Annotated in this window: 22 protein-coding genes and 1 tRNA gene; 17 read left to right on the forward strand and 6 right to left on the reverse strand. The window is 55.8% G+C overall.

The genetic code is table 11. From position 1 onward, the window contains the following. The first annotated feature begins 9 nt into the window (after positions 1-9). From pepP to IM295_RS03600, 7 genes are all read left to right on the forward strand, one after another. Positions 10-1,323 (forward strand): Xaa-Pro aminopeptidase, encoded by a 1,314-nt coding sequence (gene pepP / locus IM295_RS03570; RefSeq protein ID WP_193066237.1) that lies wholly within the window; start codon positions 10-12, stop codon positions 1,321-1,323. Next, on the forward strand, positions 1,320-2,498 hold the full coding sequence (gene ubiH / locus IM295_RS03575; RefSeq protein ID WP_193066230.1) for a 2-octaprenyl-6-methoxyphenyl hydroxylase: 1,179 nt from the start codon (positions 1,320-1,322) through the stop codon (positions 2,496-2,498). The genes pepP and ubiH overlap by 4 nt, the downstream gene beginning before the upstream one ends. A 12-nt stretch (positions 2,499-2,510) precedes the next feature. Continuing rightward, complete coding sequence (gene ubiI, locus IM295_RS03580; protein ID WP_193066231.1) at positions 2,511-3,713, forward strand: FAD-dependent 2-octaprenylphenol hydroxylase; 1,203 nt, start codon at positions 2,511-2,513, stop codon at positions 3,711-3,713. Positions 3,714-4,110: 397 nt separating this feature from the next. Next, positions 4,111-5,205: a glycine cleavage system aminomethyltransferase GcvT gene (gene gcvT / locus IM295_RS03585; RefSeq protein ID WP_069732738.1), complete on the forward strand. Its 1,095-nt coding sequence runs from the start codon at positions 4,111-4,113 to the stop codon at positions 5,203-5,205. A 23-nt stretch (positions 5,206-5,228) separates the two neighbouring features. After that, positions 5,229-5,618, forward strand: a complete 390-nt coding sequence (gene gcvH / locus IM295_RS03590) for a glycine cleavage system protein GcvH (protein WP_008499718.1) — start codon at positions 5,229-5,231, stop codon at positions 5,616-5,618. A gap of 118 nt (positions 5,619-5,736) precedes the next feature. Beyond that, the gene (gene gcvP / locus IM295_RS03595) at positions 5,737-8,610 is read left to right on the forward strand and encodes an aminomethyl-transferring glycine dehydrogenase (protein WP_193066232.1); all 2,874 of its coding nucleotides are present in this window, start codon (positions 5,737-5,739) and stop codon (positions 8,608-8,610) included. 70 nt (positions 8,611-8,680) lie between these two features. After that, the gene (locus IM295_RS03600; RefSeq protein ID WP_028014327.1) at positions 8,681-9,424 is read left to right on the forward strand and encodes an SDR family oxidoreductase; all 744 of its coding nucleotides are present in this window, start codon (positions 8,681-8,683) and stop codon (positions 9,422-9,424) included. 61 nt (positions 9,425-9,485) lie between these two features. On the opposite strand, the gene bglA is transcribed toward IM295_RS03600, so the two are convergent. Next, the gene (gene bglA / locus IM295_RS03605; protein WP_193066233.1) at positions 9,486-10,919 is read right to left on the reverse strand and encodes a 6-phospho-beta-glucosidase BglA; all 1,434 of its coding nucleotides are present in this window, start codon (positions 10,917-10,919) and stop codon (positions 9,486-9,488) included. A 116-nt stretch (positions 10,920-11,035) separates the two neighbouring features. Continuing rightward, positions 11,036-11,767: a MurR/RpiR family transcriptional regulator gene (locus IM295_RS03610; RefSeq protein ID WP_193066238.1), complete on the reverse strand. Its 732-nt coding sequence runs from the start codon at positions 11,765-11,767 to the stop codon at positions 11,036-11,038. Between the two features lie 265 nt (positions 11,768-12,032). Here IM295_RS03610 and IM295_RS03615 point away from each other — a divergent pair, with 265 nt between their 5' ends. After that, positions 12,033-12,692: a hemolysin III family protein gene (locus tag IM295_RS03615; RefSeq protein ID WP_023331242.1), complete on the forward strand. Its 660-nt coding sequence runs from the start codon at positions 12,033-12,035 to the stop codon at positions 12,690-12,692. 87 nt (positions 12,693-12,779) lie between these two features. Here the strand turns inward: IM295_RS03615 and ygfZ are convergent, their stop codons facing one another. Continuing rightward, complete coding sequence (ygfZ, locus tag IM295_RS03620) at positions 12,780-13,760, reverse strand: tRNA-modifying protein YgfZ (protein ID WP_028014323.1); 981 nt, start codon at positions 13,758-13,760, stop codon at positions 12,780-12,782. 294 nt (positions 13,761-14,054) lie between these two features. Between ygfZ and sdhE the strand changes: the two genes are divergently transcribed. Further along, positions 14,055-14,321, forward strand: a complete 267-nt coding sequence (gene sdhE / locus IM295_RS03625) for an FAD assembly factor SdhE (RefSeq protein ID WP_010435322.1) — start codon at positions 14,055-14,057, stop codon at positions 14,319-14,321. Beyond that, positions 14,302-14,712: a protein YgfX gene (locus tag IM295_RS03630; protein WP_028014322.1), complete on the forward strand. Its 411-nt coding sequence runs from the start codon at positions 14,302-14,304 to the stop codon at positions 14,710-14,712. Before sdhE ends, IM295_RS03630 begins: the two co-directional genes overlap by 20 nt. A gap of 6 nt (positions 14,713-14,718) precedes the next feature. On the opposite strand, the gene fldB is transcribed toward IM295_RS03630, so the two are convergent. Continuing rightward, the gene (gene fldB / locus IM295_RS03635; protein WP_028014321.1) at positions 14,719-15,240 is read right to left on the reverse strand and encodes a flavodoxin FldB; all 522 of its coding nucleotides are present in this window, start codon (positions 15,238-15,240) and stop codon (positions 14,719-14,721) included. A gap of 101 nt (positions 15,241-15,341) precedes the next feature. On the opposite strand from fldB, the gene xerD reads away from it, so the two are divergent. The 5 genes from xerD to lysS all read left to right on the forward strand — a co-directional run bounded on the left by xerD (position 15,342) and on the right by lysS (position 21,435). Continuing rightward, on the forward strand, positions 15,342-16,238 hold the full coding sequence (gene xerD, locus IM295_RS03640; protein WP_193066234.1) for a site-specific tyrosine recombinase XerD: 897 nt from the start codon (positions 15,342-15,344) through the stop codon (positions 16,236-16,238). Positions 16,239-16,266: 28 nt separating this feature from the next. After that, positions 16,267-16,980, forward strand: coding sequence for a bifunctional protein-disulfide isomerase/oxidoreductase DsbC (gene dsbC, locus IM295_RS03645; protein WP_049136419.1), 714 nt, complete (start codon positions 16,267-16,269; stop codon positions 16,978-16,980). Positions 16,981-16,985: 5 nt separating this feature from the next. Continuing rightward, positions 16,986-18,719, forward strand: a complete 1,734-nt coding sequence (recJ, locus tag IM295_RS03650) for a single-stranded-DNA-specific exonuclease RecJ (RefSeq protein WP_041908356.1) — start codon at positions 16,986-16,988, stop codon at positions 18,717-18,719. A gap of 90 nt (positions 18,720-18,809) precedes the next feature. Further along, a protein-coding gene (gene prfB / locus IM295_RS03655; protein WP_100170824.1) for a peptide chain release factor 2 occupies positions 18,810-19,908 on the forward strand; the annotation gives its coding sequence in 2 pieces (ribosomal slippage) (positions 18,810-18,884 and positions 18,886-19,908; 1,098 coding nt in all). A 9-nt stretch (positions 19,909-19,917) separates the two neighbouring features. Continuing rightward, positions 19,918-21,435 (forward strand): lysine--tRNA ligase, encoded by a 1,518-nt coding sequence (lysS, locus tag IM295_RS03660; RefSeq protein ID WP_047364497.1) that lies wholly within the window; start codon positions 19,918-19,920, stop codon positions 21,433-21,435. Between the two features lie 38 nt (positions 21,436-21,473). Here lysS and idi read toward each other — a convergent pair whose 3' ends face one another. Next, the gene (idi, locus tag IM295_RS03665) at positions 21,474-22,016 is read right to left on the reverse strand and encodes an isopentenyl-diphosphate Delta-isomerase (RefSeq protein ID WP_041908358.1); all 543 of its coding nucleotides are present in this window, start codon (positions 22,014-22,016) and stop codon (positions 21,474-21,476) included. A gap of 163 nt (positions 22,017-22,179) precedes the next feature. Here idi and actS point away from each other — a divergent pair, with 163 nt between their 5' ends. Continuing rightward, entirely contained in the window at positions 22,180-22,923 is a 744-nt protein-coding gene (gene actS, locus IM295_RS03670) for an amidase activator ActS (protein WP_041908359.1), read from the forward strand. A gap of 80 nt (positions 22,924-23,003) precedes the next feature. Beyond that, positions 23,004-23,077: transfer RNA gene (locus tag IM295_RS03675), tRNA-Gly, on the forward strand. Positions 23,078-23,872: 795 nt separating this feature from the next. Here the strand turns inward: IM295_RS03675 and IM295_RS03680 are convergent. Continuing rightward, entirely contained in the window at positions 23,873-24,499 is a 627-nt protein-coding gene (locus IM295_RS03680) for a uracil-DNA glycosylase (protein ID WP_082071013.1), read from the reverse strand. Positions 24,500-25,086 lie beyond the last annotated feature (587 nt).

Here is a 25,086-nt window from a genome sequence, read left to right on the forward strand (position 1 = left end):
GTCATGGTTATCTCGCAACAAGAGTATTTGCGCCGTCGTCAGGCGCTGCTGGCAAACATGCAGCCGGGAAGCGCGGCGCTGATTTTTGCCGCGCCGGAAGTGACGCGCAGCGCCGACAGCGAATACCCCTATCGCCAGAGCAGCGATTTCTGGTACTTCACCGGCTTCAACGAGCCGGAAGCGGTGCTGGTGCTGATTAAGAGCAATGACACCCACAACCACAGCGTGATTTTCAACCGCGTACGAGACTTAACCGCTGAGATCTGGTTTGGCCGCCGCTTAGGGCAAGAGGCCGCCCCGGAAAAGCTGGGCGTTGACCGCGCGCTGGCGTTTAGCGAAATCAACCAGCAGCTCTATCAGCTGCTTAATGGCCTCGACGTGCTCTATCACGCGCAGGGCGAATACGCCTACGCCGATGAGATTGTTTTCAACGCGCTGGAAAAACTGCGTAAAGGCTCGCGGCAGAACCTGTCCGCGCCCGCCACCCTCACGGACTGGCGTCCGGTGGTGCACGAGATGCGTCTGTTCAAATCTGAAGAAGAGCTGAACGTGCTGCGCCGTGCGGGCGAAATCAGCGCCCTGGCGCACACCCGCGCGATGGAAAAATGTCGTCCCGGAATGTTTGAATACCAGCTGGAAGGCGAAATTCACCACGAATTTAACCGCCACGGCGCGCGTTATCCCTCCTACAACACCATCGTTGGCGGCGGGGAAAACGGCTGCATTCTGCACTACACCGAAAACGAAAGCGCGCTGCGCGACGGCGATCTGGTGCTGATTGACGCCGGTTGCGAATATCAGGGCTACGCCGGCGACATCACGCGTACCTTCCCGGTGAACGGCAAGTTTTCGCCAGCGCAGCGGGCGATTTATGACATCGTTCTCGAATCACTCGAGACGGCGCTGAAGCTGTATCGCCCGGGCACCTCCATTCAGGAGGTGACCGGTGAGGTGGTGCTCATTATGATTACCGGGCTGGTTAAGCTTGGGATCCTCAAAGGGGATGTCGATACCCTGATTACCGAGAATGCTCACCGCCCGTACTTTATGCACGGCCTGAGCCACTGGCTGGGGCTGGACGTGCACGACGTGGGCGCGTACGGCCCTGAACGTTCGCGCGTGCTTGAACCGGGCATGGTGCTCACCGTCGAGCCGGGCCTGTACATCGCGCCGGATGCCGACGTGCCAGAGGAATACCGCGGAATTGGCATTCGTATTGAAGACGACATCGTCATCACCGAAACCGGCAACGAAAACCTGACCGCGAGCGTGGTGAAAAAAGCTGACGATATCGAGGCGCTGATGGCAGCGGCGCGCGTATGAGCGTGATTATCGTTGGCGGCGGCATGACTGGCGCCACGCTGGCGTTAGCCATCTCGCATTTGACGAAGGGGCAGCTTCCGGTACATCTGGTTGAAGCCGTCGCGCCGCAGGCGAAGAATCACCCTGGGTTTGATTCCCGCGCCATTGCCCTGGCGCAGGGCACCTGCCAGCAGCTATCCCGCATTGGCATTTGGCAGGCCATCGCCGACTGCGCTACCGCCATTAATACCGTGCACGTGAGCGATCGCGGTCATGCCGGGTTTGTGATGCTGGATGCCCATGATTACCGTATTGATGCGCTGGGTCAGGTCGTTGAACTGCACGATATTGGCCTGCGCCTGTTCCGCCTGTTGCATGACGCGCCGGGCGTCACGCTGCACTGCCCGGCACGCGTTGCCAGCTTCACCCGCAGTGAAGACGGGGTCAGCGTAACGCTGGACAATGGCACCGTGCTTAACGGACAGCTTCTGGTGGCGGCTGACGGGTCGCGCTCGGCGCTCGGCACCCAGTGCGGCGTAGAGTGGCGGCAGCAGCCTTACGGGCAGGTCGCGGTCATCGCGAACGTCTCGACCGCAGCAGAACACAACGGCCGGGCGTTTGAGCGCTTCACCCAGCACGGCCCGCTGGCGATGCTGCCGATGGCGGGCGGGCGCTGCTCGCTGGTCTGGTGCCACCCGCAGGAAAAGGCCGAAGAGGTTAAATCCTGGTCCGACGAACGTTTTTGTACCGAGCTGCAGAAAGCCTTTGGCTGGCGGCTGGGGCGTATTACCCATGCCGGGAAACGTGCGGTCTATCCGCTGTCGTTAACCACGGCATCACAGTCTGTTTCTCACCGCGTGGCGCTGGTCGGCAACGCGGCGCAAACCCTCCACCCCATCGCCGGGCAGGGCTTTAACCTCGGCCTGCGGGATGTGATGAGCCTGGCCGAAACGCTTTCGCAGGCGTGGAGCGAACAAAAAGACTGTGGCGCTTACCCGGTGCTAAGCCATTACCAGACGCGACGTCAGGCCGATAAAGAGGCGACAATTGGCGTCACCGATGGTTTAGTCCATCTCTTTGCCAATCGCTGGGCGCCGCTGGTTGTTGGTCGCAACCTCGGGCTGATGGCGATGGAACTGTTCATTCCGGCACGTGACGTGCTGGCGCAGCGGACCCTGGGTTGGGTCGCGCGTTAAGGAGTTATCACCGTGCAAAATGTTGATGTTGCCATCGTTGGCGGCGGAATGGTTGGGCTGGCGCTGGCCTGTGAATTACAGGGCAGCGGCCTGCGCGTGGCCGTGCTGGAGCAAAAGCAGCCCCAGCCTGTCGCATCAGATGCCCCGCCGGAACTCCGCGTGTCGGCGATTAACGCGGCCAGCGAAAAGCTTTTGACGCGTCTCGGCGTCTGGTCAGATATCGTCGCCCAGCGCGCCAGCTGCTATCACGGCATGGAAGTGTGGGACAAAGACAGCTTTGGCCATATTGCCTTTGATGATGAAAGCATGGGCTATAGCCATCTGGGGCACATCGTTGAAAACGCGGTGATCCACCACGCGCTGTGGCAGAAAGCAGAGCAGTGCAGCGACGTGACGCTGGTTGCGCCTGCGCAGATCCATCAGGTGGCATGGGGCGAAAACGAGGCGTTTATCACCCTGCAAAGCGGCGACATGCTGACCGCGCGTCTGGTGGTCGGTGCCGACGGCGCTAACTCCTGGCTGCGCAGCAAGGCCGATATCCCGCTGACGTACTGGGATTACCGCCATCATGCGATGGTGGCAACGATCCGCACCGAAGAGCCGCACGGCGGCGTTGCGCGGCAGATTTTCCACAACGACGGCATACTGGCGTTTCTGCCGCTTGCCGATCCGCACCTGTGCTCGATAGTCTGGTCCCTGGTGCCGGAGAAAGCCCAGCAGATGCAGGAGGCGACGCCGGAGGCGTTTAACCAGGCGCTGTGCGTGGCGTTTGATAACCGCCTTGGCTTGTGCACGCTTGAAAGCGAGCGGCTGGTTTTCCCGTTAACCGGCCGCTACGCGCGTCAGTTTGCGGCGCACCGTCTGGCGCTGGTGGGGGATGCGGCCCATACCATTCATCCGCTGGCCGGGCAGGGCGTTAACCTCGGCTTTATGGACGCGGCGGAACTGGTGGAAGAATTGCGTCGCCTGCACCGTGAAGGTAAAGATATCGGCCAGCATCTGTATCTGCGGCGCTACGAGCGCAGCCGCAAGCACAGTGCGGCGATGATGCTGGCAGGAATGCAGGGCTTCCGCGAGCTGTTTGCCGGGGCAAATCCGGCGAAAAAACTGCTGCGCGATATCGGCCTCAAGCTGGCCGACACCCTTCCCGGTGTCAAACCTCAACTTCTTCGTCAGGCAATGGGTCTTAACGATCTTCCCGACTGGTTACGCTAACCTCGATCCCCGTCACACTTTATTTTCCCGGCCTCTGCGCCGGGGAAATCCCCTCGTTTGAAATATTCTAATTCCACGCCATTTTTCGCATTAGTTATTCTCATGTCGTGATTTTTACGTGACGGAAATTCGGCCCATTTTTCCGCACGAAATATCACCATGTGCTAAATCCTGTTAGATCATTGTTAATTTTGTGCGGGGTTAATCGCATTTTTCCAGTGAATAACTCTGTAGGCTTTTCAGCGTTTTTTGGTCATAAGCTAATGTGATGACCCGTTTTACCTTATGGTTAACCGCCGGTTTCGGTGGTAAGTTCAGGTAAAAGAGAACGTTTGCGTCGGCATTCGGGAACGAGGCCGATACCGGGTTTCACGGTGAATTTTTCAACGAGGACAAGATGGCTCAACAGACTCCTTTGTACGAACAACACGTGTTATGCGGCGCCCGCATGGTGGACTTCCATGGCTGGATGATGCCGCTGCACTACGGCTCGCAGATTGATGAGCACCACGCGGTGCGCACCGATGCCGGTATGTTCGACGTGTCCCACATGACGATTGTCGATCTGCACGGTAGCCGCACCCGGGAGTTTTTGCGTTATCTGCTGGCAAACGACGTCGCCAAACTGAAGACGCCGGGTAAAGCGCTCTATACCGGCATGCTCAATGCCTCGGGCGGCGTGATTGACGACCTTATCGTCTACTACTTCACCGAAGATTTCTTCCGCCTCGTTGTAAACTCCGCCACCCGCGAAAAAGACCTCTCCTGGATCACCCAACACGCCGAACCTTATGCCGTCGACATCACCGTCCGTGACGATCTGTCGCTGATCGCCGTGCAGGGGCCGAACGCGCAGGCAAAAGCCGCCTCTCTCTTTAACGACGAGCAGCGCACCGCCACCGAAGGCATGAAGCCGTTCTTCGGCGTGCAGGCGGGGGATCTGTTTATCGCCACCACCGGCTATACCGGTGAAGCGGGCTACGAAATTGCGATGCCGAACGAGAAAGCTGCCGATTTCTGGCGTGCGCTGGTAGAAGCGGGCGTGAAGCCTGCGGGTCTGGGCGCGCGCGATACGCTGCGTCTGGAAGCGGGCATGAACCTCTACGGTCAGGAAATGGATGAAGGCGTCTCTCCGCTGGCGGCCAACATGGGCTGGACCATCGCGTGGGAACCGGCTGACCGTGATTTTATTGGCCGTGAAGCGCTGGAGATGCAGCGCGAGAAGGGCACCGAACAGCTGGTGGGACTGGTGATGAAGGAAAAAGGCGTGCTACGCGGCGAGCTGCCGGTGCGCTTTACCGATGCTGACGGCAATCATCGCGAAGGCGTGATCACCAGCGGTACCTTCTCCCCGACGCTGGGCTACAGTATTGCACTGGCTCGCGTGCCGGCGGGCATTGGCGACACGGCGGTAGTGCAAATCCGCAACCGTGAAATGCCGGTCCACGTGACCAAACCGATTTTTGTTCGCGCCGGTAAGCCGGTCGCCTAACTATTTTTATCAGGAGAACTTCAATGAGCAATGTGCCAGCAGAACTGAAATACAGCAAAGAACACGAGTGGCTGCGCAAAGAGGCGGACGGCACTTACACCGTAGGGATCACCGAGCACGCGCAGGAGCTGCTGGGCGACATGGTGTTTGTTGACCTGCCTGACGTGGGCACGACCGTTAGCGCGGGCGACGACTGCGCCGTAGCGGAGTCCGTAAAAGCGGCGTCTGACATCTACGCACCGGTAAGCGGTGAGATTGTTGCGGTCAACGACGCGCTGAGCGATTCGCCAGAGCTGGTCAACAGCGAGCCTTATGAAGGCGGCTGGATCTTCAAGATCAAAGCCAGCGACGAATCGCAAGTTGCCGCGCTGCTGGATGCAACCGCGTACGAAGCACTACTGGAAGACGAATAACGTTGTGCCGGATGGCGCTGCGCTTATCCGGCTTACAGGGCCCGGTAAGCGGTAGCGCCACCGGGCAACAGCGTTACAGATAACTACGATTCACTGCACGTATCAGGAACCATCGCTCATGACACAGACTTTAAGCCAGCTTGAAAACCGTGGCGCCTTCATTGAACGTCACATTGGGCCGGATGCTCAGCAACAGCAGGAGATGCTGAAGACGGTTGGCGCGGATTCATTAGACGCACTGATCGGCCAGATTGTGCCAAAAGACATCCAGCTTGCCACGCCGCCTCAGGTAGGGGAAGCCACCACGGAGTTCGCCGCGCTGGCGGAGCTGAAGGCTATTGCAGGCCTCAACAAGCGCTATAAGTCTTACATTGGCATGGGCTACACCAACGTGCAGTTACCGCCGGTTATCCTGCGCAACATGCTGGAAAACCCGGGCTGGTACACCGCTTACACCCCTTATCAGCCAGAAGTTTCCCAGGGGCGTCTGGAAGCGCTGCTGAACTTCCAGCAGGTGACGCTGGATCTGACCGGTATGGATATCGCTTCCGCCTCTCTGCTGGATGAAGCGACCGCCGCTGCCGAAGCGATGGCGATGGCAAAACGCGTAAGCAAGCTGAAAAATGCTAACCGCTTCTTCGTGGCGGCGGACGTGCATCCCCAGACGCTGGACGTGGTGCGCACCCGTGCAGAAACCTTCGGCTTTGAGGTGATTGTCGACGACGCCGACAAAGTGCTGGATCACCAGGACGTCTTCGGCGTGCTGCTGCAGCAGGTGGGTACCACCGGCGAAGTTCACGACTACGGCGCGCTGATTGCCGAGCTGAAATCCCGCAAAGTGGTTGTCAGCGTTGCCGCCGATTTTATGGCGCTGGTGCTGCTGACGGCGCCGGGCAAACAGGGCGCGGATATTGTATTCGGCTCCGCGCAGCGCTTCGGCGTGCCGATGGGCTACGGCGGCCCGCACGCGGCGTTCTTCGGCGCGAAAGATGAATTCAAACGTTCCATGCCAGGCCGTATCATTGGCGTGTCAAAAGATGCTGCCGGTAATACCGCGTTGCGCATGGCGATGCAGACCCGCGAGCAGCATATCCGCCGCGAGAAAGCGAACTCCAACATCTGTACTTCCCAGGTACTGCTGGCAAACATCGCCAGCCTGTATGCGGTATTCCACGGTCCGGCTGGCCTGAAGCGCATTGCCAGCCGCATTCACCGCCTGGCTGATATTCTGGCCTGCGGCCTGCAGCAGAAGGGCCTCAAGCTGCGCCACGCGCACTACTTCGACACCCTGTGCGTGGAAGTGGCAGACAAAGCCGCCGTGCTGGCGCGCGCGAATGCAGCAGAAATCAACCTGCGCAGCGACATCCACAACGCGGTCGGCATTACGCTGGATGAAAGCACCACTCGCGACGATATCCTGAACCTGTTCAGCGTGTTGCTGGGCGACGCTCACGGTCTGGACGTTGATACGCTCGACAAAGAGGTCGCGCTCGACAGCCGCTCCATTCAGGAAAGCATGCTGCGCAATGACGCGATCCTGACTCACCCGGTGTTCAATCGCTATCACAGCGAAACCGAGATGATGCGCTATATGCACTCTCTGGAGCGCAAGGATCTGGCGCTGAACCAGGCGATGATCCCGCTGGGCTCCTGCACCATGAAGCTGAACGCCGCGGCAGAGATGATCCCGATTACCTGGCCTGAGTTCTCCGAACTGCACCCGTTCTGCCCGCCAGAACAGGCGGAAGGCTATCACATGATGATCAACCAGCTTTCAGACTGGCTGGTGAAGCTGACCGGTTACGACGCGCTCTGCATGCAGCCGAACTCCGGCGCGCAGGGTGAATACGCGGGCCTGTTGGCGATCCGTCACTATCACGAAAGCCGTAACGAAGGTCACCGCGATATCTGCCTGATCCCAAGCTCCGCCCACGGCACCAACCCGGCCTCAGCCCAGATGGCGGGCATGGAAGTGGTGGTGGTCGCGTGCGATAAGAACGGCAACATCGATTTGGCCGACCTGCGTGCGAAAGCCGAGCAGGCGGGCGACAAGCTCTCCTGCATCATGGTGACCTACCCGTCCACCCACGGCGTGTACGAAGAGACCATCCGTGAAGTGTGCGAAGTGGTGCACCAGTTTGGCGGTCAGGTATACCTCGACGGCGCGAACATGAACGCTCAGGTGGGCATTACCTCTCCGGGCTTTATCGGCGCGGACGTGTCGCACCTGAACCTGCATAAAACCTTCTGCATTCCGCACGGCGGTGGCGGCCCGGGCATGGGACCAATCGGCGTGAAAGCGCACCTGGCGCCGTTTGTGCCGGGGCACAGCGTGGTGCAGATTGAAGGCATGCTGACCCGTCAGGGCGCGGTCTCTGCGGCCCCGTTCGGTAGCGCATCAATCCTGCCAATCAGCTGGATGTACATCCGCATGATGGGCGCGGAAGGGCTGAAGCAGGCGAGCCAGGTGGCTATTCTGAACGCCAACTACATTGCGACTCGCCTGAAGTCCGCCTTCCCGGTGCTCTATACCGGCCGCGACGGTCGCGTGGCGCACGAGTGCATTCTGGATATTCGTCCGCTGAAAGAGCAGACCGGCATCAGCGAGCTGGATATCGCCAAGCGTCTGATCGACTACGGCTTCCACGCACCAACCATGTCGTTCCCGGTTGCGGGGACGCTGATGGTGGAGCCGACCGAGTCTGAAAGCAAAGCCGAGCTGGACCGCTTTATCGACGCGATGCTGGCCATCCGCATGGAGATCGACCGCGTGCAGGACGGCGAATGGACGCTGGAAGATAACCCGCTGGTCAACGCCCCGCATACCCAGCACGAGATGGTGGCAGAGTGGAACCACGGTTACTCCCGCGAGCTGGCCGTCTTCCCGGCAGGCGTGGCAAACAAATACTGGCCGACCGTGAAGCGTCTTGATGACGTTTACGGCGACCGTAATCTGTTCTGCTCCTGCGTGCCGATGAGCGAATACAAGTAACATTGCTGATGTAGTAACGTAGGCCGGGTAAGGCGAAGCCGCCACCCGGCTTTTTTATTGGGAGAGGATAATGGCAATTGCACTGGTCACCGGCGCGAGCCGGGGCATTGGGAAAGCCACCGCGCTGCAGCTGGCACGTGAAGGCTACACCGTGGCGGTGAACTATCACCACAACATTAAAGCCGCGACGGACGTTATCAATCAGATCGTTGAGGCCGGCGGTAAAGCGTTTGCCGTGCGTGCGGACATCAGCGATGAAGCTCAGGTGCTGGCGATGTTTGACAGCATCGATCGTGAAGGTGAGCCGCTTCGCGCGCTGGTCAATAATGCAGGCATTCTGTTTGAGCAATCCACCATCGAGAATCTGTCCGCAGAGCGCATTAACCGCGTGCTGGCGACCAACGTCACGGGCTACTTTCTCTGCTGTCGTGAAGCGGTGAAACGCATGTCCATCAAGCATGGCGGCAAGGGCGGGGCGATTGTGAATGTCTCTTCCGCCGCGTCTCGTCTGGGCGCGCCGGGTGAATATGTCGATTACGCTGCTTCTAAAGGCGCGGTAGATTCGCTGACAACCGGGCTATCGCTGGAGGTGGCGGCGCAGGGTATTCGCGTGAACTGCGTGCGGCCTGGGCTGATTTATACCGATATCCATGCTTCCGGCGGAGAGCCGGGGCGAGTGGATCGCGTAAAATCGTTACTGCCGATGCAGCGCGGCGGCCAGCCGGAAGAGGTGGCGCAGGCGATTGTCTGGCTGCTGAGCGAGAAGGCGTCTTACGTGACGGGCAGTTTTATCGAGCTGGCTGGTGGGAAGTAAACCCCTCATCCTAACCCTCTCCCCAAAGGGGAGAGGGGATCAAGCGTAACGGCGCCCGGCGTTAAAGTTTCTCGCCGTTGCTCGCAATCACGCCTTTATACCACTCGAAGCTCTTCTTACGGGAGCGCGACATGTCGCCCGTGCCGTCGTCGTGCTTGTTGACGTAGATAAAGCCGTAGCGCTTGCTGTACTGACCGGTGGTGAACGACACGCAGTCGATGCAGCCCCACGGCGTATAGCCCATCAGATCCACGCCATCGTAGGTGACGGCTTTGATCATCTCTTCCACGTGGGCACGCAGATAGTCGATGCGATAGTCATCGTTGATGCTGCCGTCTTCTTCCACCTTGTCGTAGGCGCCGAAGCCGTTTTCAACGATAAACAGCGGCTTCTGGTAACGCTCGTAAAGTTCGCACAGGGAATAACGCAGGCCCACCGGGTCAATCTGCCAGCCCCAGTCGGACGCCTTCACGTGCGGGTTCGGCACGCTGCCTTCAAAGCCGGAAATGGCGTCACCTGTGCCGCCTTCCGCCTTCACCGCGTTGGTCATGTAGTAGCTGAAGCCTAAGTAGTCGCAGGTACCTTCACGCAGGATCTGCTCGTCGCCCGCCTCCATTTTGATGGAAAAGCCGCGGCGCTCCCACTCGTTCAGCACGTAGGACGGGTAGTAACCACGCAGCTGGACGTCGGTAAAGACATAGCGCTCGCGCATGGATTCCTGGGCGAACATCACGTCTTCAGGCTTGCAGGAGAACGGATAGAGCGCCACCATCGCCAGCATGCAGCCGACTTTCATCTCCGGGTTGATGCGGCGCGCGGCTTTCACCGCCAGGGCGCTGGCCACAAACTGGTGGTGCAGCACCTGGTACATGGTCTCTTCCGGGTTGTCATGTTCGGTGTAGACCACGCCCGAGCAGCAGTAGCCGAACAGCGGGGCGCGCCAGTTGCGCTGGTTGTTGATTTCGTTGAAGGTCATCCAGTATTTGACCTTGTGCTTGTAGCGCTCAAACACCACTTCCGCGAAGCGCACGAAGAAATCGACCACTTTGCGGTTGGTCCAGCTACCATACTCCTGCACCAGGTGCAGCGGCATTTCGAAGTGGGAGAGAGTGATCACCGGTTCGATGTTGTACTTCAGCAGCTCATCGAACATGTCGTCGTAAAACTTCAGCCCTTCTTCGTTTGGCTGCGTTTCGTCACCTTTCGGGAAGATGCGCGTCCAGGCGATAGAGGTACGGAAACACTTGAAGCCCATCTCGGCAAATAGCTTGATGTCTTCTTTATAGTGGCCGTGGAAGTCGATGGCTTCGTGGTTTGGGTAGTATTTACCCGGCACCACCTCCTGCGTGATTTCGCGCGGCACGCCGTGTGCGCCGCCGGTCAGCACGTCGCAAATGCTTGGCCCTTTGCCGCCTTTGTTCCAGCCGCCTTCAACCTGATGAGCGGCAACCGCGCCGCCCCATAAAAAATCTTTCGGTAAGGTTATTTTTTTCATCGCTGCTATTCTCAATAAATGGCTTATTGGCATTGAGTCTAGCAAAGCGAAATTGAATGTCACGATATAACAATTTGCGAAAATTGTGATTTGTCACATCGAAAAAACAGGGTGTTTTATTCCGTCAGTTTTTTCGCCAGCTTGCGTCCGAGAGATTCCAGAATATAAATGACGGGAATTTGCGTGGTGATATCGTAGACGCCGCCAATTCGCATCTGGGGAACGTGCCAGGAGAGATTAAAGTCCGCCAGTTTTGCCAGGCGCGAGTGCTCGTGGCTGGTGATAGAGAGCACCTTGCAGTGATGCAGGCTGAACTGGCTGGCGAAGCGCAGGATCTCCTCGGTTTCGCCCGAGACGGAGAGCACAATCGCCAGCGCATTTTTCGCCATATCATTGGTAACCGGGAAATAAGGGTCATCAATATGATTACTGAATTTACCAATATTTGAAAAGAAGCGTGCGCCATATTTGGCCAAAGAGCCTGACGTGCCCGCCCCGACAAATATAATTCGCTCGGAAGACAAAATGATATTTACCGCGTCATTTAATAGCGCGTCGAACTCTTCATTATTCACGCTTTTAAAGAAGCTGATAATTTCGCTGGCGCCGAAATTCGCCTGCTGGGGCTCGTTCTGCTCAAGATAGAGCTTAAAGCGCACGCGAAATTCAGAATACCCTTCGCAGTTGAGCTTGCGGCAAAAGCGCAGGATAGTGGTGGTTGAGACGCCGGCCGCATCCGCCAGCTCGCGGATGGTCATGTACATCACTTTGTCCCGGTTTTTGATGACATAGTTGTAGACCATCATTTCCAGGTTATTGAGACTGGCAATGGCGGAGTGGGTGAACATACTCACAGTGGCAAAACTCTCATTCAGACCTCATTTATCCATCATATCATGCAGCCAGACGGCAGGAGCCAATTTTATGCCATTGATTAGTAACGCTTAAATTTTTATGTGAACAAATGTCAGGTGAATTGTTTGCTTATGTTTTTGATTTTTATTATAAAAATTTACTTTAGAATTATTTTAGCTAACAGGTGTTCACTGGAATCATTCTCAGTTAGCATAGTCATGCGATGAATAATCATCTTTAGTTTTCCCGGAGTTTAGTATGGCGAGCAGACCATTAATCGCACAGGGATATTCGCTGGCTGAGGAAGTAGCCAACAGCATCAGCCATGGCATTGGCCTGGTGTTTGGGATTGTCGGTTTAGTGTTATTGCTGGTACAGGCGGTGGATACCAATGCCAGCGCGATGGCTATTACCAGCTATAGCCTGTATGGCGGAAGTATGATCCTGCTGTTCCTGGCCTCGACGCTCTATCACGCGATTCCGCATCAGCGGGCCAAAATATGGCTTAAGAAATTTGACCACTGCGCTATCTATCTGCTGATTGCGGGTACCTATACGCCTTTCCTGCTGGTGGGGCTAAACTCACCGCTGTCGCGCGGCCTGATGATTGTTATCTGGAGCCTGGCGCTGCTGGGGATCCTGTTTAAGCTGACCATTGCGCACCGGTTTAAAGTGTTGTCGCTGGTCACCTATCTGACGATGGGCTGGCTGTCGCTGATTGTGGTGTATCAGCTGGCGATTAAGCTGGCAGTAGGGGGCGTCACGCTGCTGGCGGTGGGCGGTGTGGTCTACTCGCTGGGCGTTATTTTCTACGTCTGCAAGCGCATCCCATACAACCATGCCATCTGGCACGGCTTTGTGCTGGGCGGCAGCGTGTGCCACTTTTTGGCGATTTATTTGTACGTGGGGCAGGTTTAGTTTGTTGTCGGGTGGCGGCTTCGCCTTACCCGACCTGGATTTGCACCCGTAGGCCCGGTAAGCGCAGCGCCACCGGGCGATAGAGCATCACTCTTCCAGTGAATACGGTAGCGGCTCAATACTCAACGTATTCGCGTCGTCGCGCACGCGGAACACGCTGTCCGCTTCCATGTCGTTGTTCATTACAGCCTGTACCAAAAGACGGCCATCGTCCAGCTGGACTGCGGCTAACACGGTACCGGTGCGGCGCCAGTTGTCGCCCATCTTCAGTTCTAAGTCTTCTCCTGCTTCCGGTACGCGGCTGGCATGGCCTGCCAGTGTCCACAACGCGCGTTTGTTTGCCCCACGGAATTTTGCACGCGCGACCATTTCCTGACCGGTGTAGCAGCCTTTTTTAAAGCTGATGCCCCCCAGCGCCTGCAGGTTAGTTGCCTGAGGAATAAACTGCGCGCTGTTGGCTGCGTCAATTACAGGCAGACCCGCTTCGATGTTCAGCGCCAGCCACTGCTGGCTGTTGTTGAGCTGCGCTTCGCCGCGCAGCGCCTCGGTCACGCGTTCGGCTGTTGCGGCATCCGTGACTAACAGGAAGCGCTCTGCCGGGTGTTCAAACCACAGGATGGAAGTCGCGCCCTCGCTGACCACCTGTTTTTCTGCATCCGGCAGTTCAGCAAACAGGTTTTTCAACGCCGCACGCGCCTGGAAGCCCGCCACTCCCAGCAGAACATGTTCGTCGTCCGGGGCGATGGTGACTTTGGAAAAGACCGCGTATTTTTTCAGTTCTTTGAGCTGCGCATCGCGCAGGCTGCGGCGCTCAATAAAGGCAAAACCGTCCTGACGGCGGAAGAGACGCAGGTTGCTCCACATTTTGCCCTTAGGATCGCAGTGCGCGGCCAGCAGATGCTGGTGTTCAGTCAACTGCGCAACATCCGCAGTCACCTGACCCTGCAAGTATTTTTCGGCGTCGGCGCCGGAGAGGGTTGCCAGCGCCCAGTCATCAAGAGAAATAAGCGTCAGCGGCAGACGCGCAGAGGCGGCGGGCTGGCGAGGAGAAAATGGTGTAAAGGCCATAACGGTATCCTGAATTGCTTAACGCTTTGATAATGCCTAATGGTAAAAGAGCCTGCAGGCATTGCAAGCGCTTTCAGCAGACCATTTGTGCCATAAACGGGTTATGCGTAGCGCTACGCAAAATAGTGTAATCCGCTGTCTATGTAGGGATTATTCTGGAAGCCAGCTCGTCAAACGCAATATTCCAGTAATGAAACGGTCAAAAACACGTTACACTAGCTGGTGTCCCCGTAGAGAAATTAAGAACAGAAAACGGGGTACCGACTGTGCCAAACGTAATGCAGGAAACTGAACATGGATATTAACAACAAGGCCCGTATTCACTGGGCATGCCGTCGCGGAATGCGTGAACTTGATATTTCCATCATGCCTTTCTTCGAATATGAGTACGACAGCTTAAGCGATGATGATAAGCGTCTGTTTGTTCGCCTGCTTGAGTCTGACGATCCGGATTTATTCAACTGGCTGATGAACCACGGCAAACCCGCCGACACCGAGTTGCAACGGATGGTGCAATTAATTCAAACACGGAATCGGGAACGTGGTCCTGTGGCAATCTGATCTTCGCGTCTCGTGGCGCTCGCAGTGGATGTCTTTATTGCTCCACGGGCTGGTTGCGGCCATCGTTTTACTCATGCCGTGGCCGCTCAGCTATACGCCGCTGTGGCTGCTATTACTTTCGTTTGTTGTTTTTGACAGCGTACGCAGTCAGCGTCGCATTAACGCGCGTCAGGGCGAGATCAAGCTGCTGATGGATTCCCGCCTGCGCTGGCAGGGAAAAGAGTGGGATATTCTCGGTGTGCCCTGGATGCTTAACGCCGGGATGATGTTACGGTTACGCAAAGTGGGGGGCGGACGTTGCCAGCACCTGTGGCTGGCGGCGGACAGTATGGACGCATCAGAATGGCGGGATCTGCGCCGGATGTTGCTGCAACAGCCGACGCAGGAGTAACGCGCGTTAGCTGAATTTTTCTGCCATTTCGCCGAGGATCTGCTCGCACCAGGCCTGCAGGCGCTCGTCGCTGAGATCGTACTGATTGGTTTCATCCAGCGCGAGCCCGACAAACAGCTCGCCGTCGGCAATAATCGGCTTTTTACTGGTGAATTCATACCCTTCGGTTGGCCAGTAGCCGATAAACGCCGCCCCTTTTGGTGCCAGCTTATCGTGCAGCATGCCGAGTGCGTCCAGGAACCATTCGCCGTAGCCCAACTGGTCACCCATGCCGTACATCGCAATAATTTTACCGTCGAAATTGACTGAATCGAGCTGATCCCAGATGGCTTCCCAGTCTTCCTGTATCTCACCAAAGTCCCAGGTTGGGATGCCCAGAATCAGCACATCGTACTGCTCCATCAAGGCGACCGCGTCATCTTTCAGGTTATGCAACGTCACCAGTTCCGGGCCAATGATGTCGCGAATTTTCTCCGCCGCCATTTCGGTGTAGCAGGTGCTGGAACCATAGAACAGACCAATATTCATCGCGTAACTATCTCAATTCTTGCTATGACTTTGCGCGTAGTGTACCAGAAACCGGTCGCAATCAGGCATAATGGCCTGACTGCTAAATCAAAGGGGCTGATGTGGAAAAGGATCTCGCACTCGTTGAACAGTTTCTCGACGCGCTGTGGCTGGAGAAAAATCTGGCCGAGAATACCCTCAGTGCCTACCGGCGCGATCTCACCATGCTGGTGGAGTGGCTGGCGCGTCGGGAGCTATCGCTTGCGAGCGCGCAAAGCGACGACCTGCAGGCGCTGCTCGCTGAACGCGTAGAAGGGGGGTACAAAGCCACCAGCTCTGCACGCTTGCTCAGCGCAATGCGTCGGCTTTTCCAGCATCTTTATCGGGAGAAGATTCGCGAAGACGATCCCAGCGCGCTGCTGGCGTCCCCGAAACTCCCGCAGCGGCTGCCGAAAGATCTCAGCGAAGCACAAGTTGAGAGATTATTACAGTCACCGGCTGTTGACCTGCCGCTGGAGTTACGCGATAAAGCCATGCTTGAGCTATTGTATGCTACCGGCTTGCGCGTTTCGGAACTGGTTGGCCTGACGATGAGCGACATCAGCCTGCGTCAGGGCGTGGTGCGCGTCATCGGTAAAGGAAACAAGGAAAGGCTGGTTCCGCTGGGAGAAGAGGCGGTTTACTGGCTGGAGACGTATCTTGAGCATGGCCGCCCCTGGCTGCTCAATGGCGCGTCTATCGACGTCCTGTTTCCGAGCCAGCGCGCGCAGCAGATGACGCGACAAACGTTCTGGCATCGCATCAAGCATTACGCCACACTGTCGGGTATCGACAGTGAAAAGCTTTCGCCGCACGTATTGCGTCACGCATTCGCGACGCATCTGTTAAACCACGGCGCAGATTTACGCGTGGTGCAGATGCTGCTGGGACACAGCGATCTTTCAACGACGCAAATTTACACCCATGTCGCGACGGAACGCCTGCGGCAGCTACACCAACAGCACCACCCACGTGCGTGAGTGCCGACAAATTGTAACAGGATCAATTATGAAAAAGTCTTTCGCGCTGTTCACCCTGCTGGCAGCCTCATTTACCGGCTTCGCCCATGCGGATGACGCCGCCATCAAACAGTCTCTGGCTAAGCTTGGCGTCACCAGCAGCGACATCCAGCCTGCGCCGGTTGCCGGTATGAAAACCGTACTGACCAACAGCGGCGTGCTGTACGTCACCGAAGACGGCAAACACTTTATTCAGGGACCTCTGTACGACGTGAGCGGCGCGCAGCCGGTGAACGTTACCAACCAGCTGCTGATGAAAAACCTGAACGCGCTCGAAAAAGAGATGATCGTCTATAAAGCGGCGCAGGAAAAACATGTGATTACCGTCTTCACCGACATCACCTGTGGCTACTGCCACAAGCTGCATGAACAGATGAAAGACTATAACGCGCTGGGCATTACCGTGCGTTACCTGGCCTTCCCGCGTGCAGGCGTACAGAGCAAGCCAGAGCAGGACATGAAAGCGATCTGGTGTGCCAAAGACCGCAACAAAGCGTTTGATGACGCGATGAACGGTAAAGACGTTAAGCCTGCCTCCTGCGACATCGACATTGCTAACCACTACGCGCTGGGCGTGCAGTTTGGCGTGAGCGGTACGCCAGCGATTGTCCTGAGTAACGGCTATGTTGTTCCGGGCTATCAGGGACCGAAAGAGATGAAAGAGTTTCTCGACGCGCACCAGAAACAGTTTGGTGGTAAATAATTCGCGTGAAAGCCCCCATCAAATTGCGCCGCCGCGAGGCGGTTGAACACGTTGATTTACCGGACGATCTCCCGCCGCTGCTAAAGCGCCTCTACGCCAGCCGCGGCGTGCGCCGCGCAGAGGATCTTGAGCGCAGCGTGAAAGGGATGCTGCCCTGGCAGCAGCTGAACGGTATTGAGAAAGCTACCGAAATGCTCTACAACGCGCTGCGTGAGGGAACGCGCATTGTGGTGGTAGGGGATTTCGACGCCGACGGCGCAACCAGCACCGCCCTGAGCGTACTCAGCCTGCGCGCGCTGGGCTGCGATAATGTCACCTATCTGGTGCCGAACCGCTTTGAAGACGGCTATGGCCTCAGCCCGGAGGTGGTCGATCAGGCCCATGCCCGCGGTGCGCAGATGATCATGACCGTCGACAACGGGATCTCCTCCCATGCGGGCGTCGATCATGCTCACGCTTTGGGGATCCCGGTGCTGGTCACCGATCATCACCTGCCCGGCGATACGCTCCCCGCAGCAGAAGCGATTATTAACCCCAACCTGCGCGACTGCGATTTCCCGTCGAAATCCCTCGCCGGTGTGGGCGTGGCGTTTTATCTGATGCTGGCGTTGCGTACTCTCTTACGCGATAAGGGCTGGTTCGAATCCCGCGGCATTGCCGTTCCAAACCTGGCCGAATACCTCGACCTGGTGGCGCTGGGCACCGTGGCGGACGTGGTACCTCTTGATGCCAATAACCGCATTTTGACCTGGCAGGGCTTAAGCCGTATTCGCGCGGGCAAGTGCCGTCCCGGAATTAAGGCGCTGCTGGAGATTGCCAACCGCGATCCGCTTAAGCTGGCGGCAAGCGACCTGGGCTTTGCCCTCGGGCCGCGTCTAAACGCTGCCGGAAGGCTGGACGATATGTCCGTCGGCGTGGCGCTGCTGCTGTGCGACAACATCGGCGAAGCGCGCGTGCTGGCCAACGAGCTGGACGCCCTGAACCAGACCCGTAAAGAGATTGAGCAGGGGATGCAGGCCGAAGCGCTGACCCTGTGCGAAAAACTTGAGCGCAGTGGCGATACGCTGCCGGGCGGGCTGGCAATGTACCACCCCGAGTGGCATCAGGGCGTGGTCGGCATTCTGGCGTCGCGCATTAAAGAGCGCTTCCACCGCCCGGTGATCGCGTTTGCGCCTGCGGGTGACGGCACGCTGAAAGGCTCTGGCCGTTCGATTCAGGGGCTGCACATGCGCGATGCGCTGGAGCGTCTGGATACGCTTTATCCCGGTCTGATGATCAAGTTCGGCGGCCACGCGATGGCGGCAGGCTTGTCGCTGGAAGAGGCAAAGTTCGACGAGTTCCAGCGCCTGTTTGGCGAGCTGGTCACCGAGTGGATTGACCCGGCGCTGCTGCAGGGCGAAGTGGTCTCTGACGGTGAGCTGTCCGTCTCCGAAATGACGATGGAGGTCGCGCAGATGCTGCGCGATGCCGGTCCATGGGGACAGATGTTCCCGGAACCGCTGTTCGACGGGCGATTCCGCCTGCTGCAGCAGCGTATCGTTGGCGAACGTCACCTGAAAGTGATGGTTGAGCCGGTGGGCGGCGGACCGCTGCTGGACGGCATCGCCTTCAACGTTGACACCTCCATCTGGCCGGACAACGGCGTGCGCGAGGTCGAGCTGGCGTACAAACTGGATATCAACGAGTTTCGCGGTAACCGCACCCTTCAGATCATCATCGACAATATCTGGCCAATTTAGCGGCAGTAATCTCTATAAAAAAGGGCGTGGATTCGGTACAATCCCGCTCTTATCACCGCATTTTGACAAGTCCATAAAAGAAAACAGACCATGTTTGAAATTAATCCGGTAAAAAACCGTATTCAGGACCTCACGGAGCGCTCTGACGTTCTTAGGGGGTATCTTTGACTACGATGCCAAGAAAGAGCGTCTTGAAGAAGTAAACGCCGAGCTGGAACAGCCGGACGTCTGGAACGAACCTGAACGCGCACAGGCGCTGGGTAAAGAGCGTTCCTCTCTCGAAGCTATCGTAGATACGCTGGATCAAATGGCCCAGGGGCTGGAAGATGTTTCCGGTTTGCTGGAGCTGGCCGTCGAAGCCGACGACGAAGAAACCTTTAACGAAGCCGTGGCAGAACTCGACGGGCTGGAAGAGAAGCTGGCACAGCTGGAATTCCGTCGCATGTTCTCCGGCGAATACGACAGCGCTGACTGCTATCTCGATATTCAGGCAGGTTCTGGCGGTACCGAAGCGCAGGACTGGGCCAGCATGCTGACGCGTATGTATCTGCGTTGGGCGGAAGCGCGCGGCTTCAAAACCGAAATTATCGAAGAGTCTGAAGGTGAAGTGGCCGGTATTAAATCCGTCACTATCAAGATCATTGGCGACTACGCCTACGGCTGGCTGCGTACCGAAACCGGCGTTCACCGCCTGGTGCGTAAGAGCCCGTTCGACTCCGGTGGCCGTCGTCATACCTCCTTCAGCTCCGCGTTTGTTTACCCGGAAGTTGACGAAGATATCGATATCGAAATTAACCCGGCGGACCTGCGTATTGACGTTTACCGTGCGTCCGGCGCGGGTGGTCAGCACGTTAACCGTACGGAATCTGCGGTGCGTATTACCCACATTCCAACCGGGCTGGTAACACAGTGCCAGAACGACCGTTCCCAGCATAAGAACAAAGACCAGGCCATGAAGCAGATGAAAGCGAAGCTTTATGAGCTGGAGATGCAGAAGAAAAATGCTGAGAAACAGGCGATGGAAGATAACAAGTCCGACATCGGTTGGGGCAGCCAGATCCGTTCTTACGTCCTTGATGACTCCCGCATCAAAGACCTGCGTACCGGGGTTGAAACCCGCAACACGCAGGCGGTGCTGGATGGCAGCCTGGACCAATTTATCGAAGCAAGTTTGAAAGCAGGGTTATGAGGAACCAACATGTCTGAACAACAAGCACAGGGCGCTGACGCGGTAGTCGATCTTAACAACGAACTGAAAACCCGCCGCGAGAAGCTGGCAGCGCTGCGCGAGCAGGGCGTGCCGTTCCCGAACGATTTTCGTCGTGACCATACCTCAGACCAACTGCACGCTGACTTCGACGGTAAAGAGAACGAAGAGCTGGAAGCGCTGAACGTTGAAGTGTCCGTGGCTGGCCGTATGATGACCCGTCGTATCATGGGTAAAGCGTCCTTCGTGACCTTACAGGACGTTGGCGGCCGCATTCAGCTGTACGTCTCCCGTGACGACCTGCCGGAAGGCATCTACAACGAGCAGTTCAAGAAGTGGGACCTGGGCGATATCCTGGGCGCAAAAGGTAAACTGTTCAAAACCAAGACCGGTGAACTGTCTATCCACTGCACCGAACTGCGTCTGCTGACCAAAGCCCTGCGCCCGCTGCCGGACAAGTTCCACGGCCTGCAGGATCAGGAAGCGCGCTATCGTCAGCGTTACCTTGATCTCATCTCTAACGATGAATCCCGCAAGACCTTCAAAATTCGCTCCCAGATCATGGCCGGTATCCGCCAGTTCATGGTCAACCGCGACTTTATGGAAGTGGAAACCCCGATGATGCAGGTGATCCCTGGCGGCGCGTCTGCGCGTCCGTTCATCACCCATCACAACGCCCTGGACCTGGACATGTACCTGCGTATCGCACCGGAACTGTACCTGAAGCGTCTGGTGGTCGGTGGTTTCGACCGCGTGTTCGAAATCAACCGTAACTTCCGTAACGAAGGTATCTCCGTTCGCCATAACCCAGAGTTCACCATGATGGAACTCTATATGGCGTACGCGGACTACAAAGATCTGATCGAGCTGACCGAATCCCTGTTCCGTACCCTGGCGCAGGACATTCTGGGCACCACGCAGGTTCCTTACGGTGAAGAAGTCTTCGACTTCGGCAAGCCGTTCGAAAAACTGACCATGCGCGAAGCGATCAAGAAGTACCGTCCGGAAACCAACATGGCGGATCTGGATAACTTCGACTCTGCGAAGGCCATCGCTGAAAGCATCGGCATCAAGGTTGAGAAGAGCTGGGGTCTGGGCCGTATCGTGACCGAGATCTTCGAAGAAGTGGCCGAAGCGCACCTGATTCAGCCGACCTTCATTACCGAATACCCGGCGGAAGTCTCTCCGCTGGCGCGTCGTAATGACGAGAACCCGGAAATCACCGACCGTTTCGAATTCTTCATCGGCGGCCGTGAAATCGGCAACGGCTTTAGCGAGCTGAACGATGCGGAAGACCAGGCGCAGCGTTTCCAGGATCAGGTTGACGCGAAAGCAGCAGGCGACGACGAAGCGATGTTCTTCGACGAAGACTACGTGACCGCGCTGGAGCACGGCCTGCCTCCAACCGCAGGTCTGGGTATTGGTATCGACCGTATGGTGATGCTGTTCACCAACAGCCACACTATTCGTGACGTGATCCTGTTCCCGGCAATGCGCCCGGTGAAATAAGGCGTTACGTTGCTAAAAAAGCCCCGAAAGGGGCTTTTTTATTGCGCAGCGAACGCTCTCAGCGCGTCTCGCGCGACCGTTGCTTCCTGCACCATCCACGGGCTAAAGCTCCATGGGGCGGCGTCCAGCGCGCGGAATAACGACTCCAGCGTCACCCATTCAAATGCCATCACTTCATCATGGTTAATTCGCAGTTCGCTGGTGACGCGGGCAGCGAAGACCGGGCAAATCTCGTTTTCCACGATCCCGGAAGGATCCGTTTCGCGGTAGCGGAATTCTGAGGCGACAGGCGTAATCGCGGTAATTTCTGCGCCAATCTCATCGCGGCAGCGACGGATAATTGCCTCTTCCGTCCGTTCACCAGATTGAGGGTGACCGCAGACAGAATTCGTCCAGACGCCCGGCCATGCTTTTTTACTTAGTGCGCGTCGGGTTACCAGACACTCGCCTTCGGCGTTAAACAGCCAGGATGAGAACGCCAGATGCAGCGGGGTTTGGGCAGTATGCGCGGCGTATTTTTCCTGAGTGCCAATCACCATTCCCTGGTCATTAACCAAAATAACGTGTTCTTGAATACTCATTCATGCTCCAGTGCCAACGATGCGGATGGTTCTGCACCATCAACAGGGAGCATTATACGGCAATCTTATACGAACGGTTTGTTTCCAGGAGCGGAAAAGGGCTGACCCATATCTCTCCGGGCTGGTATCATAGTGCGCCATTCACGCTGACCGAGGATCTGTTTTGTTTGCAGGAAGCCTGACGAGAAATCCCATCATCGCCATCTTTTGCCTGACGCTGACGCTATTCCTGGCTGGCTGTTCAGGAAGCAAATCGTCGGATATGGGTAGCTATTCCGGTTCGGTCTATACCGTTAAGCGCGGGGATACGCTGTACCGGATTTCGCGCGCAACGGGGACCAGCGTGAAGGATCTGGCGCGCCTGAATAACATCTCTCCGCCGTACACCATCGAAGTCGGGCAAAAGCTCAAGGTGAACGGCAGTTCGTCCTCGGGCAAAAAATCCTCATCGAAAGGCAAAACCGCCAAAGTGACGCCGTCCTATCAGGTACCGCAATCGTCATGGCCGCCGGTTGGACAGCGCTGCTGGATTTGGCCTGCCAGCGGTAAAGTGGTCGCCCCTTACTCACTCTCTGAAGGTGGCAACAAGGGTATTGATATCGCCGCTGCGCGCGGTACGCCGGTTTATGCCTCCGGGGCAGGGAAGGTGGTTTATGTGGGTAACCAGCTTCGCGGCTACGGTAACCTCATCATGATTAAGCATGGCGAAGATTACATCACCGCCTACGCGCATAACGACACGATGCTGGTCAACAACGGGCAGAACGTGAAGGCGGGGCAAAAGATTGCCACCATGGGCAGTACCGGTACCGATTCGGTGAAGCTGCACTTCCAGATCCGCTATAAGGCGACGGCCATCGATCCGCAACGCTATCTTCCTGCGCCCGGCAGCAAACCGAAGTGCTAAGTGATTATTTAATCGCCGGTTAGTTGTGAAGAGGCTTGTATGAAGGTGCGTAAGGTCTATAATGCCTTACGCACCTCAAAGCGGGCGTAGTTCAATGGTAGAACGAGAGCTTCCCAAGCTCTATACGAGGGTTCGATTCCCTTCGCCCGCTCCAGATCTCCTGATAAAGCAATAAGTTATAACTTATCAGTTAGTTACGTAGCCCTGCTTTAGCAGGTACAACTTAAACTACCCATTGTTCTACGCCCGTACCTGTCGCATGATTGGTCTGTGGTACAAGGGAGCATATCTTCACGCTGGCGGTGGTTCCTGGTTCTTAACGCGACAGCACAACAACGAACAAAAAGCCGCATACCTGGCATAACTCCCGAACAGATTGATCATACGCATTTAAGCCCGATGTGTGGCCCTATGAGCCACGTGAACAGGTGAATAGTAATGCCCCGGTAGCTACAGATCCGGCTCTGCCAGCGCTTCGCTCACGCTCCGAAAGGTACACGAGCACCCTGATAAGGTGTGATCCCTCTGAACACTGATGTTTTCGCCTAACGGCTCCGCTTGACTCCTTACCACTAACGGGGCTTTATGGTTGCTATTGTCTGAAGTCTAAGCTATTCAATGGGTTTGGTATCCAGTGCTTGTTATGCCAAACTTTTATTGTGGTATGTATTTTGTGTCACCTTGATGGAAGGTGGTTTTTCAAGGTATGTTGCCAGCCTTCACTCGTTTTGTTTTTTTGCTTTTTTTTACTTTCTGTTTAATCTCCTTTAGTAAAGGTTCTGTATGTAGCTTGGAAAGTTCGCTGAAGATCCTGTCCTTCAGTGAAGCAGAAATTTGTGTCATTTGATAATTTCTTCCAGCCAGTGTCACATAGTTCTTATATACTCGGCACACAGCCCCATTGAACATGAATTCAATTATTGGCATATTTTCCTCTACGTTATTTCTGTTAAAAATCTTTGTTTGAAATTGCATCTTTCCACGCTGCGGGGATTTGCTCCCATCTCTGACGATACCGAGCTTTGACAAGTGGTGAGGGATGGTCTGATTCTGAAACATCATAACCACGAGCCTTTAGTCCTTTTTTCGCTTTCTGGGCCTGTTTCCCTACCAAAATTATGGTTTTCAGGTTGGGTAGTAATGGTAGTAGCTCATCTAGAATTTCAATGCCTTTACGGACATGTAGAGCCTGGTATGCTCTTGAGTTATCCCAAGCAGGAATGGTATTCCAAAGCAGCGTTCGTTTTCTATCCAAGCCTATACTTTGCATAAAGCAAAAAATTGCTTTGGCCGTGTCATCGTTATTATCACGTGAAATAAAACCAGAACCACCGTTTCTAAAGTCAGTTTGGGGGCCTGGTTTCTCGAAAAGGAAAATAAATTCGGCATTGATCCCACCATCTAAAGGATCAAAGTCAGGGATGAATACATTGTCACCAAGTCTTTCACGTAGGCTTTCGACATACGCTGTTAACGGCTGTATATGAGGAGCTGTGAGTAGGCTCTGTCTGTGGCATATGTTTGATTCATATTTGAGTGATTTTGGTTCCGTTGGAAGAACTGACTCCACAAACATTTTCAACCCCCATGGATACTTCGACTCTTTCTTGAGTCAGTTTACATCTTCCTGCTTAAAATATCCCCGGTTCTATTGGTGATCTGTTGAGTGGAACAATTAGCACCATAATAATTTCGCGGGATCTCTGGCGAATATCATAGCGCTGCCAGTGAGTTACACAGGTTTGCTTGTGTTGCAATTTGCCTCGCAATTTTACAACAGGCGAAACACTGTCTTCCTGTAGTAAAAAGCCTTAATTTAAGGTAATACAGTATTGTAGTTTAATATATTATGGCATTTTATAACATGATGGAAAGGGGGATGAGATGGCGAACATAGGTTACAACAGGGTAACAGCTTGATAAATTAATCTATGTTTAATGCATTTTACTCATGTTAATTACCGGAATGTATGGGCTCGAATGAGAATGGTCAGGATTAATACACAATGCAAAATCCGGAACGGCCTATTTCCTTTTTAAGTTTCGTAATTATTTATAAAGAATAAGTATTGATTGCTGTATTAAGAATAATCATTAATGAAATGATGCGTAAAAAGACAAGATTATTCAGGTTTTAATGGTCTTTTCTCCATGGTTTTTCAT

It is taken from the genome of Enterobacter cloacae complex sp. P14RS, from assembly GCF_014895895.1.
In the GTDB taxonomy this organism is placed as follows: domain Bacteria; phylum Pseudomonadota; class Gammaproteobacteria; order Enterobacterales; family Enterobacteriaceae; genus Enterobacter; species Enterobacter bugandensis.

What these genes read in the sequence shown, in the direction of transcription:
- fldB (WP_028014321.1), bottom strand. Translation starts at nt 15,240, where the DNA reads ATGAATATTGGTCTGTTCTATGGTTCCAGCACCTGCTACACCGAAATG.
- idi (WP_041908358.1), bottom strand. Translation starts at nt 22,016, where the DNA reads ATGAGTATTCAAGAACACGTTATTTTGGTTAATGACCAGGGAATGGTG.
- gcvP (WP_193066232.1), top strand. Translation starts at nt 5,737, where the DNA reads ATGACACAGACTTTAAGCCAGCTTGAAAACCGTGGCGCCTTCATTGAA.
- sdhE (WP_010435322.1), top strand. Translation starts at nt 14,055, where the DNA reads ATGGATATTAACAACAAGGCCCGTATTCACTGGGCATGCCGTCGCGGA.
- gcvT (WP_069732738.1), top strand. Translation starts at nt 4,111, where the DNA reads ATGGCTCAACAGACTCCTTTGTACGAACAACACGTGTTATGCGGCGCC.
- IM295_RS03615 (WP_023331242.1), top strand. Translation starts at nt 12,033, where the DNA reads ATGGCGAGCAGACCATTAATCGCACAGGGATATTCGCTGGCTGAGGAA.
- IM295_RS03680 (WP_082071013.1), bottom strand. Translation starts at nt 24,499, where the DNA reads ATGTTTGTGGAGTCAGTTCTTCCAACGGAACCAAAATCACTCAAATAT.
- IM295_RS03600 (WP_028014327.1), top strand. Translation starts at nt 8,681, where the DNA reads ATGGCAATTGCACTGGTCACCGGCGCGAGCCGGGGCATTGGGAAAGCC.
- bglA (WP_193066233.1), bottom strand. Translation starts at nt 10,919, where the DNA reads ATGAAAAAAATAACCTTACCGAAAGATTTTTTATGGGGCGGCGCGGTT.
- dsbC (WP_049136419.1), top strand. Translation starts at nt 16,267, where the DNA reads ATGAAAAAGTCTTTCGCGCTGTTCACCCTGCTGGCAGCCTCATTTACC.
- ubiH (WP_193066230.1), top strand. Translation starts at nt 1,320, where the DNA reads ATGAGCGTGATTATCGTTGGCGGCGGCATGACTGGCGCCACGCTGGCG.
- lysS (WP_047364497.1), top strand. Translation starts at nt 19,918, where the DNA reads ATGTCTGAACAACAAGCACAGGGCGCTGACGCGGTAGTCGATCTTAAC.
- gcvH (WP_008499718.1), top strand. Translation starts at nt 5,229, where the DNA reads ATGAGCAATGTGCCAGCAGAACTGAAATACAGCAAAGAACACGAGTGG.
- IM295_RS03610 (WP_193066238.1), bottom strand. Translation starts at nt 11,767, where the DNA reads ATGTTCACCCACTCCGCCATTGCCAGTCTCAATAACCTGGAAATGATG.
- ygfZ (WP_028014323.1), bottom strand. Translation starts at nt 13,760, where the DNA reads ATGGCCTTTACACCATTTTCTCCTCGCCAGCCCGCCGCCTCTGCGCGT.